At 49.0% G+C, this 16,879-nt stretch carries 15 protein-coding genes; 8 read left to right on the plus strand and 7 right to left on the minus strand.

The genetic code is table 11. From position 1 onward, the window contains the following. Positions 1 to 15 precede the first annotated feature (15 nt). On the minus strand, positions 16 to 1,629 hold the full coding sequence (prpR, locus tag AAZR23_RS05850) for a propionate catabolism operon regulatory protein PrpR (protein ID WP_434691225.1): 1,614 nt from the start codon (positions 1,627 to 1,629) through the stop codon (positions 16 to 18). A gap of 282 nt (positions 1,630 to 1,911) precedes the next feature. Between prpR and prpB the strand changes: the two genes are divergently transcribed. From prpB to AAZR23_RS05865, 3 genes are read left to right on the plus strand one after another with little or no spacing between them, the layout of a single operon-like run. Beyond that, positions 1,912 to 2,796: a methylisocitrate lyase gene (gene prpB, locus AAZR23_RS05855; RefSeq protein WP_046893394.1), complete on the plus strand. Its 885-nt coding sequence runs from the start codon at positions 1,912 to 1,914 to the stop codon at positions 2,794 to 2,796. A 60-nt stretch (positions 2,797 to 2,856) separates the two neighbouring features. Continuing rightward, positions 2,857 to 4,020 (plus strand): bifunctional 2-methylcitrate synthase/citrate synthase, encoded by a 1,164-nt coding sequence (gene prpC / locus AAZR23_RS05860; RefSeq protein WP_166707857.1) that lies wholly within the window; start codon positions 2,857 to 2,859, stop codon positions 4,018 to 4,020. A gap of 25 nt (positions 4,021 to 4,045) precedes the next feature. Further along, positions 4,046 to 5,497, plus strand: coding sequence for a bifunctional 2-methylcitrate dehydratase/aconitate hydratase (locus AAZR23_RS05865; RefSeq protein ID WP_434691227.1), 1,452 nt, complete (start codon positions 4,046 to 4,048; stop codon positions 5,495 to 5,497). A gap of 59 nt (positions 5,498 to 5,556) precedes the next feature. Here AAZR23_RS05865 and AAZR23_RS05870 read toward each other — a convergent pair whose 3' ends face one another. Beyond that, positions 5,557 to 6,063 (minus strand): GFA family protein, encoded by a 507-nt coding sequence (locus AAZR23_RS05870; RefSeq protein WP_080989322.1) that lies wholly within the window; start codon positions 6,061 to 6,063, stop codon positions 5,557 to 5,559. Between the two features lie 99 nt (positions 6,064 to 6,162). On the opposite strand from AAZR23_RS05870, the gene ydfG reads away from it, so the two are divergent. From ydfG to AAZR23_RS05885, 3 genes are all read left to right on the plus strand, one after another. Continuing rightward, positions 6,163 to 6,912 carry a bifunctional NADP-dependent 3-hydroxy acid dehydrogenase/3-hydroxypropionate dehydrogenase YdfG gene (ydfG, locus tag AAZR23_RS05875; protein ID WP_434691230.1) on the plus strand — a complete coding sequence of 250 codons (750 nt, stop codon included), beginning with the start codon at positions 6,163 to 6,165 and terminating at the stop codon, positions 6,910 to 6,912. Between the two features lie 169 nt (positions 6,913 to 7,081). Beyond that, positions 7,082 to 7,447 carry a DUF1283 family protein gene (locus AAZR23_RS05880; protein WP_046893397.1) on the plus strand — a complete coding sequence of 122 codons (366 nt, stop codon included), beginning with the start codon at positions 7,082 to 7,084 and terminating at the stop codon, positions 7,445 to 7,447. A 19-nt stretch (positions 7,448 to 7,466) separates the two neighbouring features. Continuing rightward, positions 7,467 to 7,700, plus strand: coding sequence for a DUF1161 domain-containing protein (locus AAZR23_RS05885; protein WP_434692402.1), 234 nt, complete (start codon positions 7,467 to 7,469; stop codon positions 7,698 to 7,700). A gap of 231 nt (positions 7,701 to 7,931) precedes the next feature. Here the strand turns inward: AAZR23_RS05885 and bioD are convergent, their stop codons facing one another. From bioD to AAZR23_RS05905, 4 genes are all read right to left on the minus strand, one after another. Beyond that, positions 7,932 to 8,621: a dethiobiotin synthase gene (bioD, locus tag AAZR23_RS05890; protein WP_107680273.1), complete on the minus strand. Its 690-nt coding sequence runs from the start codon at positions 8,619 to 8,621 to the stop codon at positions 7,932 to 7,934. A gap of 175 nt (positions 8,622 to 8,796) precedes the next feature. Further along, positions 8,797 to 9,996 carry a sugar metabolism global transcriptional regulator Mlc gene (gene mlc / locus AAZR23_RS05895; protein ID WP_434691235.1) on the minus strand — a complete coding sequence of 400 codons (1,200 nt, stop codon included), beginning with the start codon at positions 9,994 to 9,996 and terminating at the stop codon, positions 8,797 to 8,799. A 98-nt stretch (positions 9,997 to 10,094) separates the two neighbouring features. Beyond that, a complete protein-coding gene (locus AAZR23_RS05900) occupies positions 10,095 to 10,865 on the minus strand; it encodes an N-acetylmuramoyl-L-alanine amidase-like domain-containing protein (protein WP_434691238.1) in 771 nt (256 codons plus the stop codon). A gap of 25 nt (positions 10,866 to 10,890) precedes the next feature. Next, positions 10,891 to 11,793 (minus strand): LysR family transcriptional regulator, encoded by a 903-nt coding sequence (locus AAZR23_RS05905; protein ID WP_434692405.1) that lies wholly within the window; start codon positions 11,791 to 11,793, stop codon positions 10,891 to 10,893. 106 nt (positions 11,794 to 11,899) lie between these two features. Between AAZR23_RS05905 and AAZR23_RS05910 the strand changes: the two genes are divergently transcribed. Together AAZR23_RS05910 and tus are read left to right on the plus strand one after the other, a co-directional pair. Then, positions 11,900 to 13,153, plus strand: a complete 1,254-nt coding sequence (locus tag AAZR23_RS05910) for an MFS transporter (RefSeq protein WP_434691241.1) — start codon at positions 11,900 to 11,902, stop codon at positions 13,151 to 13,153. A 1,271-nt stretch (positions 13,154 to 14,424) separates the two neighbouring features. Then, positions 14,425 to 15,348: a DNA replication terminus site-binding protein gene (gene tus, locus AAZR23_RS05915; RefSeq protein WP_434691243.1), complete on the plus strand. Its 924-nt coding sequence runs from the start codon at positions 14,425 to 14,427 to the stop codon at positions 15,346 to 15,348. Positions 15,349 to 15,411: 63 nt separating this feature from the next. On the opposite strand, the gene fumC is transcribed toward tus, so the two are convergent. Then, positions 15,412 to 16,806 carry a class II fumarate hydratase gene (gene fumC, locus AAZR23_RS05920; protein WP_434691246.1) on the minus strand — a complete coding sequence of 465 codons (1,395 nt, stop codon included), beginning with the start codon at positions 16,804 to 16,806 and terminating at the stop codon, positions 15,412 to 15,414. Positions 16,807 to 16,879: the final 73 nt, after the last annotated feature.

Here is a 16,879-nt window from a genome sequence, read left to right on the forward strand (position 1 = left end):
TAAGGCGGGAATCAGTCAGGATGAAGTGCTCTGTTCCTGTTTCAGGCGGCGCCATAACGTGGTGCGGCTGATACCCAGCCAGTCTGCCGCCGCCCGGCGATCACCACGGAAACGGGCCACCGCTTCTGTTGCAGTGGCGGTATTTTGCGGCTCCGGCGGGCTATCCGGCAACGGCACGGGTGACATCGCTGTACGCCGCTCGGGAGAGAGTTTCAGTAATAATGATTCGGTAATAATTTTATCCGGATAAGCACTGCAATACAGCGCGACCCGTTCCATCAGATTACGCAGTTCGCGGGCATTTCCCGGCCAGCGGTAGTGATAAAAAAAGTCACTGCACGCCAGGATCTGCTGCAAATGGCCGCGGTGCAGCGGCAGATCAAGCTCAGCAAACGCCAGTTTCAGCAGCTTTTCAGTCAGCAGCAGAATATCCGCCCCCCGGTCGCGCAGTGCCGGCAGTTGCAGGCGCAACACCCCCAGCCGGTAAAACAGATCCGCCCGGAATGTACCCTCTGCCACCCGGTTATCCAGGTCATTGTGAGTCGCACAGATAACCCGCACATCCACCGTTATCGGTTTATAGCCGCCGATACGCACAATGGCGCGATCTTCCAGCACCCGCAGCAGCCGGGTTTGCAGAGAAACCGGCATTTCACCGATTTCATCCAGAAACAGTGTGCCGCCATCCGCTGCCTCAAATAACCCGGCACGACCACCCCGCCGCGAGCCGGTAAATGCGCCCTCCTCATAACCAAACAGTTCCGCCTCCAGCAGACTTTCCGGGATCGCCCCGCAGTTAACGGCCACAAATGGTGCCGCGCGTTTCATCCGCTTATGTTTGTGAAACAGGGTATATTCATGATGAATAGCCTGCGCGGCCATCTCTTTACCGGTACCGCTTTCTCCCTGGATCATCACTGTTGCTTTTGAGCGCCCGAACAAAGTAATGGTTTCACGCACCTGTTCCATCACCGGCGATGTGCCGAGAATATCATTCAGTGTATGGCGGACATTCAGCGATCCCGCCACCGGCAGCGGTATGTTCAGCGGCTGGTCGCGGATGCGCGTCAGTTCTATTGCATCCGTGAATGCGCGACGGACCGCATCATTGGAATAAATAAAAATGCAGGTCATGCCGCACTCTGCCGCAATATCGGTAATCAGCCCGGCTCCCACCACCACAGAAATACCGTCTGCTTTCAGGGCATGACAGGCTGCCCGCGCATCCTCTGCGGTCACATAACTGCGTTGTTCAATCTGCATACCGAAACTTTGTGCCAGCGATTCCAGTGCGGGAAACGTATTGCGGTAATAAATGAGGCCGATACGCTGACTGAGCTGTCGTGCCCGGGCCAGTGCATGCATGATATCAAACCCGCCGGGGGCGGCGACAATCACCGGCACGGGTAAATGCTGCTTCAGGTACGCACCGTTAGAGCCCGCACTGACAATAGCATCACAGCGTTCGGTTTTGAGACGTTCGCGGATCGCCTCCACCGCTGCATCAAACCCCAGATTAATCGCACTGATGCTGGCGCGGGCACTGAACTCAGGGCTGATATCGCGGAACAGGGTAAAAAGACGTGAGATGGAGACCGTCCAGATCACCGGTTTGTTATTCTGAGCCATCAGTTTCTCCCTGTTTCGTATGTTTCATGCGTTTCATGTGTTTCACGTTTATTTCATGAAACACCATAGCAGCCATTTTGAAACATAAATAGCATCACCATCACAGTTCACTAACATCATGCTTGTCAGACAGAATCAGCAAATTCTATAGTGAGTAGCGTAATGACAGGATAAACAAGCCAAAGATGTGATACACCTCGCGTTTTAGTGACCATACCCGGCTGATTGGCATAGCGATTGCTTTATAACATCTGAGTATCAAACTAATAACAAGGTGAATATATGGCACTTTATTCCGCAGGACGCGCATTCCGCGACGCTGTACAGTCTGAATCCCCGTTACAGCTGGTCGGCGCTATTAATGCCAACCATGCACTTCTGGCAAAACGTGCGGGTTATAAAGCAATTTATCTCTCCGGCGGCGGTGTTGCCGCAGGCTCTCTGGGTATCCCTGATCTGGGTATTTCCACTCTGGATGATGTACTGACGGATGTCCGCCGTATTACTGATGTGTGTGATCTCCCGCTGCTGGTGGATGCGGATATCGGTTTCGGCCCGTCCGCCTTTAACGTGGTGCGTACCGTGAAATCTCTGATCAAAGCCGGAGCTGCCGGGATGCACATTGAAGACCAGGTGGGGGCAAAACGCTGTGGTCACCGCCCGAACAAAGAAATCGTATCGAAACAGGAAATGGTTGATCGCATTAAAGCTGCTGTCGATGCACGGACTGACGAGAATTTCGTGGTCATGGCGCGTACTGATGCACTGGCGGTCGAAGGTCTGGAATCTGCCCTCGAGCGCGCACAGGCTTACATTGATGCCGGTGCCGATATGCTGTTCCCGGAAGCTATTACCGAACTGGCAATGTATCGCCTGTTCACTGACAAAATCAGCGTGCCGGTACTGGCAAACATCACTGAATTCGGCAAAACACCGCTGTTTACCCTGGATGAGCTGCGCAGTGTGAATATCGCTATCGCGCTGTATCCGCTTACGGCCTTCCGGGCGATGAATAAAGCGGCTGAGAATGTCTATAACACCCTGCGCCGTGAAGGTTCGCAACAGAGCCTGATTTCACAGATGCAGACCCGTGATGAATTATACCAAAGCATTAACTACTACGATTATGAAGATAAGCTCGACGCACTGTTTTCGCAGAAAAAATAACCTCTGAAAGATAACGCGAAGCAGGTTGTACACTCACTATAATAATAAGGATCACCCGTTATGAATGAACAACTTAGCAAACCTGAACCTGCACTGAAGAAAGGCAAAAAATCCGTCGCATTGTCCGGCGTTGCTGCCGGCAATACTGCACTCTGTACTGTGGGGATTAATGGGAACGACCTGCACTACCGCGGTTACGACATTCTGGATTTAGCCACGCAATGTGATTTTGAAGAAGTCGCTCATCTTCTGATCCACGAGAAACTGCCTAATGCGGCGGAACTGGCCGCCTACAAGGCAAAACTGAAATCACTACGCGGCCTGCCGCACAGTGTGAAAAAAGCCCTGGAAGCACTGCCTGCCTCTGCCCACCCGATGGACGTGCTGCGTACCGGTGTGTCCATTATGGGTTGCGTTCTGCCGGAGAAAGAAGGCCATCCGTTATCCGGTGCCCGTGATATCGCCGATCGCCTGCTCTCTTCCCTGACCTCTATGCTGCTTTACTGGTATCACTATGCATTTAATGATCGCCGCATTGATACCGAAACGGATGACGACACCTGCGGCGGCCATTTCCTGCATCTGCTGCACGGCAAAAAACCGTCTGAAAACTGGGTGCGTTTTATGAACTCCTCGTTCATTCTCTATGCAGAACATGAGTTTAACGCCTCCACATTTGCTGCCCGTGTTATCGCCGGAACCGGAACCGATTTTTATTCGTCCATCACCGGTGCAATTGCCGCATTGCGCGGGCCAAAACACGGCGGCGCCAACGAAGTATCACTGGAGACTCAGAAACGTTACAGCTCACCGGATGAAGCGCAGGCCGATATTCTCGCCCGTCTTACCCGCAGTGAAGTGGTAATGGGGTTCGGTCATCCGGTGTATACCATTGCTGACCCGCGCCACCAGGTCATCAAAGCGATTTCCCGTGAGTTATCCGAAGAAGCGAAAGATTTCCGTCTGTTTGATATCGCGGATCGTATTGAATCCGTGATGTCTCAGCACAAGAAGATGTTCCCGAACCTCGACTGGTTCTCAGCGGTGGCGTATCACCTGATGGGAGTACCAACAGCGATGTTTACCCCGATTTTTGTTATTGCCCGTTCCGCAGGCTGGGCTGCACACATCATTGAACAGCGTCTGGATAATAAAATCATTCGTCCGTCCGCCAATTACACCGGACCGGAAAACCAGACCTTTGTCCCCCTTAAAGCGCGCTAATAATTAATTAAAAAGGAAATAACGTATGTCAGCATCTTTTACCCCGCAGCATCAAGAGTACGACAAGGTCATTCAGGACATCACTGATTACGTTCTGAATATGGATATCAGCAGTGAGCGCGCTTATGACACTGCGTATCACTGCTTCCTGGATACTCTGGGTTGCGGTCTGGAAGCCCTGGAATATCCGGCGTGCAGAAAAATGCTCGGCCCTGTTGTGCCGGGAACCATTGTCCCGAACGGCGCCAAAGTCCCCGGGACACAATTCCAGCTTGATCCGGTGCAGGCCGCTTTCAATATCGGTGCGATGATCCGCTGGCTGGATTTCAACGACACCTGGCTGGCTGCGGAATGGGGACACCCTTCTGATAACCTCGGCGGTATCCTGGCGGTCGCAGACTGGTTGTCCCGTGAAGCGATTGCCAAAGGCAAAGCGCCGCTGCCGCTGAAACGCGTGCTGACCGCCATGATCAAAGCCCATGAAATTCAGGGCTGTCTGGCACTGGAAAACTCATTCAATAAAGCCGGTCTTGACCACGTCGTGCTGGTGAAAGTCGCCTCCACTGCCGTTGTCGGTGAAATGCTGGGGCTGGATCGTGAGCAGTTATTAAGCGCGGTTTCTCATGCATGGGTGGATGGTCAGTCTCTGCGTACCTACCGTCATGCACCGAATACCGGTTCACGTAAATCCTGGGCTGCCGGTGATGCCACATCCCGTGCGGTACGTCTGGCGCTGTTCGCTCAGAAAGGCGAAATGGGTTATCCGACGGTGCTGACGGCTAAAACCTGGGGTTTCTATGATGTATTGTTTGACGGCAAACCGTTTAAATTCCAGCGTGATTACGGCTCATATGTAATGGAAAACGTGCTGTTCAAGATTTCATTCCCGGCCGAATTCCACTCTCAGACGGCCGTTGAAGCGGCGATGACACTGCATCACAAACTGGCGGCACTGGGTAAAACGGCAGATGATATTGAGAACGTCACTATCCGTACGCATGAAGCCTGTATCCGTATTATCGACAAACACGGCCCGCTGAATAACCCGGCTGACCGCGACCACTGTATCCAGTATATGGTGGCGGTTCCGCTGATCTTCGGCCGTCTGACTGCCGCGGATTATGAGGATGGTATTGCATCAGACAGCCGTATTGATGCACTGCGCGCCCGTATTCACTGTGAGGAAGATACTGCGTTTACCCGTGATTACCATGATCCGGAAAAACGCTCTATCGCCAACGCCCTGACTGTAACGCTGAAAGACGGTACTGTGCTGGATGAGGTCGTGGTGGAATATCCGGTCGGGCATGCCCGTCGTCGTGAGGAAGGTATTCCGCTGCTGCTGGCGAAATTCCGCACCAACCTGGCGCGGATGTTCCCGGAAGCACAGCAGCAGCGCATTCTGAATGCGGCCCGTGACCGTAAAACACTCGAATCCATGTCAGTCAGCGACTTTATGGATCTGTTTGTTATTTAATTTCTCTGCCCGGCAACGCAGAAAAAACGAAGCGGATACCCCGGTATCCGCTTTCTGTTTTATTCTGCGCCGAACATCGCCAGAATATCCTGCTCCGTCAGCATCGGTGTTTTTTCTGCAAAATTGTAATACGCCGGTTTGCTGTCAGTGTAAATCTGCATCGCCAGGCGGGATTCCTGTGTCTCCCCCAGTAATGCCGCAGAGACATAATACTGATCAGCCGGTTTCAGATAATAAAACAGGTGTGTTCCGCACTCGCGGCAAAAGCAACGATCGCCCCACTCCGAGGAGTGATAACGGGTAATATATTCCTCACCGCTGAGAGTGACATCGCTGCCGCAATCCACGGACATAAAAGGCGCACCATTCCATTTTCTGCACATACCGCAATGGCAAACAGAAACATCGTGCACCGCCTGAGGTACAGAGACTGTTACGTTACCGCACAAACATTGACCCTTAACCATTTTCCGTCTCCTGTGAATAATCAGGTTGTTGTTGATTAACTTCAGTGTTTTTCCGTAATGAAAACTGAAAAACGGAATCTGTGACCCGCTTTCTGTTATGCAGACACGATACACTATCACGATATTACCACCGGTATTCTATCGCCATGGTTATTATTACTTTTCCGGGGTTTCCCGCTGACAGATTCGGAGTATGTGATGATTGTTTTAATTACAGGTGCAACCGCAGGTTTTGGTGAGGCATTTGCCCGCAAATTTATTGAGAACGGCCATACTGTTATCGGCACCGGCCGCCGCATTGAACGCCTGGCGAAACTGCAAAAAGAGTTCGGAAACAAATTTTTCCCGCTGGCTCTGGATATGACAGAAAGCCCGGCTGTCGATAATGTGATCAACTCACTGCCGGAATCCCTGCGTGAAATCGATGTTCTGGTAAATAACGCCGGTCTGGCTCTGGGCATGGAAACCGTTGATAAAGGCAATCCCGCAGAATGGGATGTGGTGGTGGATACCAATATCAAGGGGCTGCTTCATATGACCCGAGCGATTCTGCCGGGTATGGTGGAAAGAAACCGGGGTCACATCATTAATTTAGGTTCAACGGCCGGGTCATGGCCGTATGCCGGCGGTAACGTTTACTGCGGAACCAAAGCCTTTGTCCGCCAGTTCAGTCTGGCGCTACGCGCTGATCTGTTTGGTAAAAAAATCCGTGTAACAGATATTGAACCGGGCATGGTCGGCGGTACAGAATTTTCCGGGATTCGTTATCGCGGAGATGAGGGAAAAGCGGCAAATACCTATAAAGACGCTGATCCGCTGATGCCGGATGATATCGCAGAAGCTGTTTTCTGGGTCGCAACGTTGCCGCCGCACGTAAATATTAATACTATGGAAATGATGCCGGTCTGTCAGTCATTTGCCGGGCTGAATGTGCACCGCGAGGGCTGAAACGACCACAAAAAATAAGCCGGTATCCGTATAATCAGGTAATTTTATTAAATTACCTGAAATTATCACCGAAAAACGTTGTCTTTTATTGGCGCATAAACAGACTTTGCTATAATGCACACGATCAAAATGACGTTTGCAGGTTTTGAACTTTGAGGAAAACACGACAATGACTAACTCCATGCTCAAAAAGTGGTTTATCGCGACCGCCTTTGCTGCTCCTTTCATGTTTGCAGCACATGCAGGCGCCGCGACAACAAATTGCAGCCCGGGCAGTACCTGTGTTATCAGTGGCGGCGATACTGCGCTTGAAAAAGAGAGAGCACGTCAGGAAAAAGAGCAATGGGATGATACCCGCTCTCTGCGTCAGAAGGTCAACCGCCGTGCTGAAAAAGAGTTCGATAAAGTTGACCGTGCTATTGATGCTGAAGATGCATGTTTAAAAAGTTCGGTTGTTACCGCGTATTGGGAGCCTAATACGCTGCGATGCCTTGATGCAAATACAGGGCGTGAAGTTTCCACTGGCTGGAAATAAATACATTTAAGGATAAATGATGAAAAAACTGATTGCGCTCAGTGCTGTTCTCTTTGCTGTTGCACCAATTATGGCGCAGGCATCATGTGAAAGTGTGACTGAGGAAATTTCGCAGAAAATCATCAGCAATGGTGTTCCTGCTGACGGTTTTACGCTGACTGTGGTTCCGGCTGAAGAAGCGGCACAGGCAGAAGGTCAGGTTGTGGGTAACTGCGACAACGAAACTCAGAATATTATTTATCTGCGTAAATAATAACTCGCTGTCAGGTTTTGACCATGAAAAAGGGCTGATTTATCAGCCCTTCAGGCCGTTGACAAACCCGCAGGGGTTGGCGACGACCGACAGAGGTTGTAAAAATAAACCAGGAAAATCAATTTATTGATTTTCGGCTGATAACACAAAGCAGGAAAAACCACGTTTTATCCTGCTTTGTCAGCAATCTCAAGGGCTGATTTATCAGCCCTTTTGTATTTGACCGGAGATTCAGGATGCCGCTAATGCTTCACCCCAGAGCATCTCAATCTGCTCTTCATTGAGGTAATGCGACAACTCGCGTTCTTCCGGACGCAGCAGATACGGGATCTCGCCCAGCAGTGGTGCCGGTAAATGTGTCAGTAAGCGATCCATTACCTGTGCATAGTGTGACAACCCCGGGTTTATCCGGTTTGCAATCCAGCCGATAATCTCCAGACCATCATTTTTAATGGCTTCAGCAGTTAACAATGCATGGTTCACACAACCGGATTGGATCCCGACGACCATGATCACCGGCAATTTTTCTTTTTTCACCCAATCGGATAAAAAAGTCTCGTTATTCAGTAAATAACGCCATCCGCCGTTCCCTTCCACCACAACCTGATCCGCCAGATGACTTAATTTTTCCAGTCCCTGTGATAACGCAGAAAACTGAACTTCAGTGGTCGTCTGACCATAATTACTTTCCAGCATTACCGGGTTGATATCCTGATAAGAAACATCAACAGATGATGAGTCATGCAGGATCATTGCGTCACGGTTACGTTTGCCGTTAAGTGTGTCGTGGTATTCTGTCGCGATTGGTTTATAGCCAACGACAGATTTACCCAGGCGGTTGATGGCTTGCAGTAAAGCCCGCGTCGCAACAGTTTTGCCGATATTCGTATCTGTGCCGGTTATAAACAAGCGCCTTAACATAGATGTTTTTCCGTTATATCAAGAGGTGCGTATCAAAATTGATAACGGAAGCAGTGTAAGACATCCGGTTTATATCAGGCTTGCGCCAGCGCAATTTTTTGCGAAAATCCTGTTTTCATAAACAAATCCCTGTCATTTATTTGTTTTATGTCAAAGATGAACACTACAGAATTACTTAACCATCCATCAGTTTGATAAGAAGTGAGCCGTTATACAACGCCTCTTTAATTAACGCTGCGCCGGGTAATGTCCCGCAATTAGTAAATTCACATGAAGTCATTGTCAGTTCTCGGCTGAATGCCGGCAGAGCCCGCTGCGTAATCCGGGCGCGGATAGCAGGAAACAGCACAGACGATGCAGGGTTTAACGGCGAGCCAATCAGAATAATCTCCGGATTAAAGATATTGACCATCACTGCCGCGATATCCCCGATATGCTGTCCCACCTGCTCTATCAATGCACCGGCCGCCGTGTCACCATCCAAAGCCGCACGACACAGCATTCCGGCGGTCGGCAATTGCCCGTCCGGCGTATCCAAAAACTGAGCCGCCGTTTCCAGTACATGGTGCAGACCAATTTCCGTTTCCAGGCAACCGTGGTTACCGCAATAACAGTGTTTACCCTGAGCATTGATTTGAGTGTGACCGATTTCCGCGGTGCTATGGCTTCCGGCATGCAGCAGAGCGCCGTCCGTTATAATCGCGGCACCGACATTTTCATCAATGACCAGCTGGATGATATTTTTACACTCTTTGGCCGCACCAAAAAAATATTCTGCCAGAGACCAGGCCGAAATACCGTGCTGAAGAAATACCGGCATCCCGGTATGCTGGTAAAGAATGTCCGCTACCGGTAAATCCGTCAGCTGATAATAAGGAGAATGACGGATAATACCGTTTGCCGGATCAACAATCGCATCGGTGGTGATCGCAATTGCCGTGAGCCGCTCAGTTATCTGATGGTTGCGGGAAAAGAAGGCATCGACCTGTGCCAGAAACAGTGTGACAAAATCCCGGTCACCGGCCGGAAAATCAATAATGTCCTCGGCCAGCAATTTTCCGCTCAGTTCCCGCAGGGCGAAAACCAGTTCGCCCCGGTTAATACGAATACATAAAAAATGCCAGCCGTCACAATCTGTTTTCAGCCCTACTGCGGGACGGCCGCGAAAGCCTAATCCCGGAAACTCCGTTTCCCGGACCAGATGTGCATCCATCAGTTCACGGGTTATTTTCGTGATACTTGCCGGTGCCAGCCCGGTTTTTTTTGAGAGAGAAATACGGGAAACAGGGCCTTCACGATCAATATAACGGTACACAACCCCCATATTGGTTTGCTTTATATGGTCAATATGGCCGGGCTGCGCTGAAGGTTTCACCAATAATAATCCTGAGTTTATGATGCTAAGATCTTAATTATCCGAATAAATACACACTTAGTAAGTGGCTTCACGTAAAATTGTGAATTAATTCACAGTCAGGGAGTAAAAGCGGAACGATAAACCACAATTCCTTTTTTATTATGAAGATATTCCGGTAACGGGGAATCAATCACCCGTTGTTCATTCCGTTTTGATGATGCATTGCGTAAAAACAGTCCGGCTGGTGTCCGGATAATAACCCCGGCATGAGACACATCCAGCCCGGGGCTGGCAGAATAAATGCCGATATAATCACCGGTCTGCAACTGAGAAAACACGGCAGGTGTCAGCGCGGTAACCGGCAGCCAGGCAACATCCCGCGATGTGACCGGGAGATCGTCGATATAACGGGAGCCATTTTTCTTCTGATTCAGTATCTTATGTGTCACACGATAATCCGGTGAAAGTTGCCGGGTAATATCCTGTGCAACAGGCTGTGGTGCACTGACCCAGTCCGACATAAAATGACGGCGCTGATAATAACTCACTTCCCCGTTTTTATAACGTATGTGCATTAGTCTGTTACGGAAATCCTGCTTCTTCGGGCTGCGTTTCAGTGCTTCGGTGTAATCCAGAAAAGTGAAGCAATCGAGGGCGTTCAGGTCAGCCACCAGAATTTCCGGTGATTGCGGTGAGCCGATCAACTGACCCGCGCGGTAAGGTACACCCAGAAACTGTCCGGTCAGCGCAGTAATATTTTCAGCCGTGATCTTACGTGAACCATCCGGCTGATAAAAATGACTGAGCGATACCGCAGCACCTGTTGTGCCTGTATATAAAAGAAAAAGAAATGCAGTCGCAGTAAGAAACCGGTATCGCCGGAACATCCGAACTCCTGATAATCAGATCCGCTCAGCGGAACACATTGTTTTTCAGCATGGCAATCAGCCGCTGACCGGCCGGAGAAAGTGTATTGTGTTTATGATACACCAGCCAGACTTCAGAAAATGCCTGATTTTCAGCTAAATGAATATAGCGGACACCATCGACTTTCATTCTGGTAAATGATTCCGTCACCAGCGACACACCTAACCCGGCGGAGACCAATCCCAGAATTGTCATTGCCTCACCGGCTTCCTGGGCAATCACCGGTGTGACACCTGCACCTTTCAGCAAATTGATTATTTCATCATACAGCGCCGTGCCCACATCCCGTTCAAAGAAAACCAATGGTACGCCACTCAGCATATCCAGGGAAATACCTGATTTTAGGTATTTCATCAGCGGATGATCATCATACACTGCCAGCATAAACCGTTCTTTAAACAGCAGTTCATGAACCAGGTTATCCGGCAGTTGGGTATTGCGCATCACACCGAAATCGATCCTGCCGCTCAGCAGCGGATTAATCTGCTGCTTGGTATTCATCTGATGCATATGAATAGCCACATCAGGGTACATTTCACGATACTGACGAAATGTGGCGGTGATATGACGCATAAAAGGTGTCGTGGAGGTAAAGCCGACAGAGACTTCCCCCAGTTCCCCGCGATCCATTCTGGCTGCTTTTTCAACGGCGGCCTCAACCTGAGTACGAATCTGATAAACTTCACGCAAAAACATTTCCCCGGCAGGCGTCAGACTGACATTCCGGTTGTTCCGCGCCAGCAGTTTAGCCGGTATCGCATTCTCAAGTGCCTGAATCTGCTGACTGAGCGGAGGCTGAGAGATATTAAGACGCTCTGCCGCCCGGCCGAAATGCAGCTCTTCAGCGACAGCGATGAAATAGCGCAGATGGCGGAATTCGATCATTATTCCCTCATTGAGTCGTAAAACATATCAATCAAGAGTATTAATATATTAGACAAAACACCAGCATCTTTTTATGCTTTGTTTTATGACAAGATGCTGAGATAAGTGTATGACAGATGAGAATAAACTGATAACTGATAGCCGGGTGAGTTCACCGGTGCAGGAGAATCAGACAAAACAGCACTATATCCAGCGTGACGACAAACTGTATCTGCGTGTCACACTTTCCTTTTTTATGGTCGGTCTGGCAACATTTGCCCTGCTCTATTTTGTACAGCCGATCCTGCCGTTATTGTCAGAGGATTTTTCTGTATCACCGGCACAGGCAAGTTTATCGTTGTCACTTGCCACCGGATTTATGGCGGTCGGACTGTTGATCACCGGCCCGTTGTCGGATGCAGTCGGCCGTAAAAACGTCATGATGATATCCCTGACCTGCGCCGCCATTTTTACACTGCTCAGCGCCTTCACCACCAGTTGGGCGGGTATTCTGATTGTCCGTTCACTTGTCGGATTATCACTCAGCGGTGTTGCAGCTGTGGCTATGACCTATCTCAGTGAGGAAATTCATCCCAGCTATGTCGCCCTCTCCATGGGATTATATATCAGCGGAAACTCTATCGGCGGCATGAGCGGACGCCTGATCACCGGAGTGATTGCGGATTATGCCAGCTGGCGGATTGCCGTTCTGGTACTCGGCACATTTTCCCTGATAGGTGCATTTTTATTCTGGCGGTTACTGCCGCCGTCACGTCATTTCCGGGCCAGTTCGCTAAAACCGAAGAGTCTGTGGAAATACCTGATTCTGCACTGCCGGGATGACGGGCTGCCATGGCTGTTTGCCATTGGTTTTATTATTATGGGCAGCTTTGTTACCCTGTTTAATTATATCGGTTACCGGCTGATGGAACCGCCGTATTATTTCAGCCAGGCCGTTGTCGGCATGCTATCCATCGTCTATTTATCAGGAACTTACAGTGCCTCTAAAGCCGGTACACTGACGCGTAAATACGGTTACGGAAAAGTATTGATTGGCGCAGTTTCTCTGATGCTGGCCGGCATTCTCATCACTCTCGGCAGCTCACTGACGGCTGTTCTTGCCGGTATGCTGGTGCTGACCACCGGATTTTTTGCCGCTCATTCTGTCACCAGCAGCTGGGTCGGACGCCGTGCACGACGTGCCAGGGCTCAGGCATCTTCCCTCTATCTGTTTTCCTATTATGGCGGCTCCAGTATTGCCGGTACTTTGGGGGGCGTTTTTTGGTCTTACTGGCACTGGAATGGCATCGGCTGGTTTATCGCTGCTATGCTGGCAACGGGTGTCCTGATTGCGCTGTATCTGAACAAACATGCACATTCATGATACATAAAAATATAGTCAGATAATTAATTGTTATGTCATATAAAATACCTCAACAGGTTAATTTTATATTCTGATTTTTCAGCATATACTATTTGTGTTTTAAGGTTAAATATACTTCACTTTGTAATTAAACTTGATCAGAAGTACTGCAACACCATTATTACGTTGTATCTCCAAAGAAATTGATAACTTGTCATAATTTATTTTTTAAAATCTTCAGCCACTTTTATTTCATAGAAGTGGCTGCTTTATTTTTCATTATCTATATAAATAGTCCCGTAGTTTTTCATTTATATTAAATTAAAAATAACTCATCAGGTTAATTTAATTCTCTTACACATACGACTACAGTTATACGTGCTCCACACATTCTCTTTTCCATCAACAGAAAAACGAGGTTAACATGCTGACTATGATATTAAGTTCTGCCCTGATGATAATCCCCGTCCCTGCTCACGAATGGATGGCTCCGCCGCCTCCGCAAAAGGCTCTTGTCAGTTATAAACAGCTCACACCTCCGCCACAACCAAGAGACGAAGAAACGCACCTTCAGTATAAAGGCTGATTTTACACTCCATAACAACTGAGCAGAGAGTATTATGATTGCACTTTTATTAACAGGTACATTATTTCTTTCTTCTGCAGAATCATTTGAATCCTGCGATATCGTTGCTCCTGAGTATTGTTCCGTGATCTGGTGGAATTAATCTACTATATAATTAATGAGGAATTTTTATGCTGACACTTATTTTAAGTAGTTCATTAATAATTAACAGTTATTTCCCTAACCCTAAAAATAATGAGCCAGAACCGGATATCTGGGAACCAAAATCGGCTCAGTATACTTACGATTCATGCCCTAAAGATAAGCCCTATTGCCACATGCTGTGATAACAGCGGCAATATTATTGTCCATTATGAACAAATATTGTTTATTCATTTATATTATACAGTTTAAATAAACAGGGTTGTTCATATAAATACTCACTGAGTTTTACCATTAACCCACGTTTATGTGGGTTAACGGTGATAATAAACCCGGTGGCAAATAACCACAGCAGCCCGTCATCCCGGCTGTTCAGGATCAGACATTTCTACAGACTCTTCGGTTTTAGTGAGCTGGCTAAATATATTCGATAAAAACCAAATAACATGACCATTACGCCTTTTTCTTCCCTTCTTCCATGCGAGACAAAATTCTCTTGTATAAAGCACAATGCTGAACTAATCTGGTATAAACATATTTGTATGTTGTAACTAAATGGTGATGTATGAGATATGACGCAAGAATGTCGCTTACGGACTGCTTTAATCAACTGGAATCAGCTCTGAATACCTTGTGCAAAACTATCCGGCTGGATTCGGCGCGTACCGCTGAAGTTTATCAGTTGCCGGAGATCCTGAAAGGCGAAGAGAATAACACCGTCAACACCATTTCTGTCATTCCTGTCAGTGGTGAGGATGCCGTTTCTCTGGCACTGTCCCACTATCAGCGTTTATTTATTTTTGATAATGACCAGACAATCAGCAGTAAATCTGCCGTTCGTTTGCCCGGTGTACTGCTGATCACACTCTCTCCTTCACACCGGAAAGCGGTACAGCAACAACTTGCTGAAGTGAACCGTCTGAAAAAACTATTGGCTGCTATCGTGACAGAAACATCCGGCGTAGATAAAACGCAGCGGTTTGAGTTCGTACACAACCAGATAAAGGGATTAATTACACTGAATGCCTACCGGCAAATCCAGTCTGTCACCTCCCCCACTTCTGTCCGGTTTGGCTGGGCCAACAAGCATATTATTCAGAAGGTCGATCGCAACACATTGCTATCTCAACTGGAGGAGCAATATCAGAATCCGCGCGCCATTCAGTCTCTGACACGCGAAGAACGGCAATCATATCTGGCAAAAGAAATTTCCGCATTAAAACAGGTACCGGAAGATGCGGTACTGAAAATCAAGCGACCGGTAAAAGTGCAGCCTATCGCACGGGTCTGGTACAGCGAAGCACAAAAGCAGGTGCAATACGCCTGTGCATCTCCGCTGATTGTATTTTGTGATGAGAATGATGAAAAACCGATCACCGGCGTCTTGCCGGATTATGATGCAGAAAATATTAAGATCCGTCACAGGCCGAAAGCACAAAAATTAATTTCTGTGATACCGAGACTGTATTTATATATGGAAGTGATGTAAAAACGGAGCCGTCATGGCTCCGTTCCTGCTATATGTAAGGACTACCCGTAACGTAACGACGGATTACTTCATGCTGCCGACCATCTCTTCCGGACGAACCCACGCATCAAATTCCGCTTCAGTCAGATAACCCAGCTTCATTGCGGATGCTTTCAGCGTCAGGCCTTCTTTATGGGCTTTTTTCGCGATTTCGGCTGCTTTGTCATAGCCGATATGGGTATTCAGCGCCGTTACCAGCATCAGTGATTCATTCAGCAACTGACTGATCCGCTCACGGTTCGGTTCAATACCCACCGCACAGTGCTCATTAAAGCTGCGCATACCGTCAGCCAGCAGACGGACAGATTGCAGGAAGTTGTGGACTACCATCGGACGGAACACATTCAGTTCAAAATTACCGGATGCCCCGCCGATATTGACCGCCACATCATTCCCCATCACCTGCGCGCACAGCATCGTCATCGCTTCACACTGTGTCGGATTCACTTTACCCGGCATGATAGAGCTGCCCGGTTCGTTTTCCGGAATGGCAATTTCACCGATGCCGCAGCGCGGACCGGATGCCAGCCAGCGGACATCATTGGCGATCTTCATCAGTGAGGCTGCCAGCCCTTTCAGTGCACCATGGGCATGAACCAGCGCATCACAGGTGGCCAGTGCCTCAAATTTATTCGGTGCAGTCACAAACGGCTGACCGGACAGTTCAGCGATTTTCTTCGCCACACGTACGGCATACTCCGGATGAGTATTCAGGCCGGTACCGACCGCTGTACCACCGAGAGCCAGCTCGCTCAGATGCGGCAGGCTGTTTTCCAGATGTTTCAGGTTATATTGCAGCATTGCCGCCCAGCCGGAAATTTCCTGACCCAATGTCAGCGGTGTGGCGTCCTGTAAGTGAGTACGGCCGATTTTAACGATATCGCGGTAGGCTTCCGCTTTTTCTGCCAGGACACGGTGCAGAGATTTCAATTCAGGGATCAGCTGAGTGCTGACCGCAATCACTGCAGCGACATGCATCGCTGTCGGGAATACGTCGTTAGAACTCTGGCTTTTATTCACATCATCATTCGGGTGGACGATACGCTCACCGCCGCGCTGCCCGCCGAGGATTTCACTGGCACGGTTTGCCAGCACCTCATTCATATTCATGTTACTTTGTGTGCCGGAGCCGGTCTGCCAGATAGCCAGCGGAAACTCTTCCGGGTGTTTACCGGCAAGAACTTCATCCGCGGCGGCAATGATTGCATCCGCCCGCTCTTTCGCCAGCAGTCCCAGATCACAGTTGACAGCTGCCGCTGCTTTTTTTGTAATAGCCAGCGCAGCAATCAGATCCGCAGGCATTTTTTCAACTGAAATACGGAAATGCTCTAAAGAACGTTGAGTCTGAGCGCCCCACAATTTGTCCGCAGGAACATCGATAGGGCCCATTGAGTCTTTTTCAATACGCGTGGCTGCCATTAGTCTCTCCTTAGCACACAAAATAAAATGGATTTCAAATCCCGAAAGTTACAGATAGACTCTGAAAACGGGC

This window comes from Morganella sp. Je.2.23 (assembly GCF_051129855.1).
GTDB lineage: Bacteria > Pseudomonadota > Gammaproteobacteria > Enterobacterales > Enterobacteriaceae > Morganella > Morganella sibonii.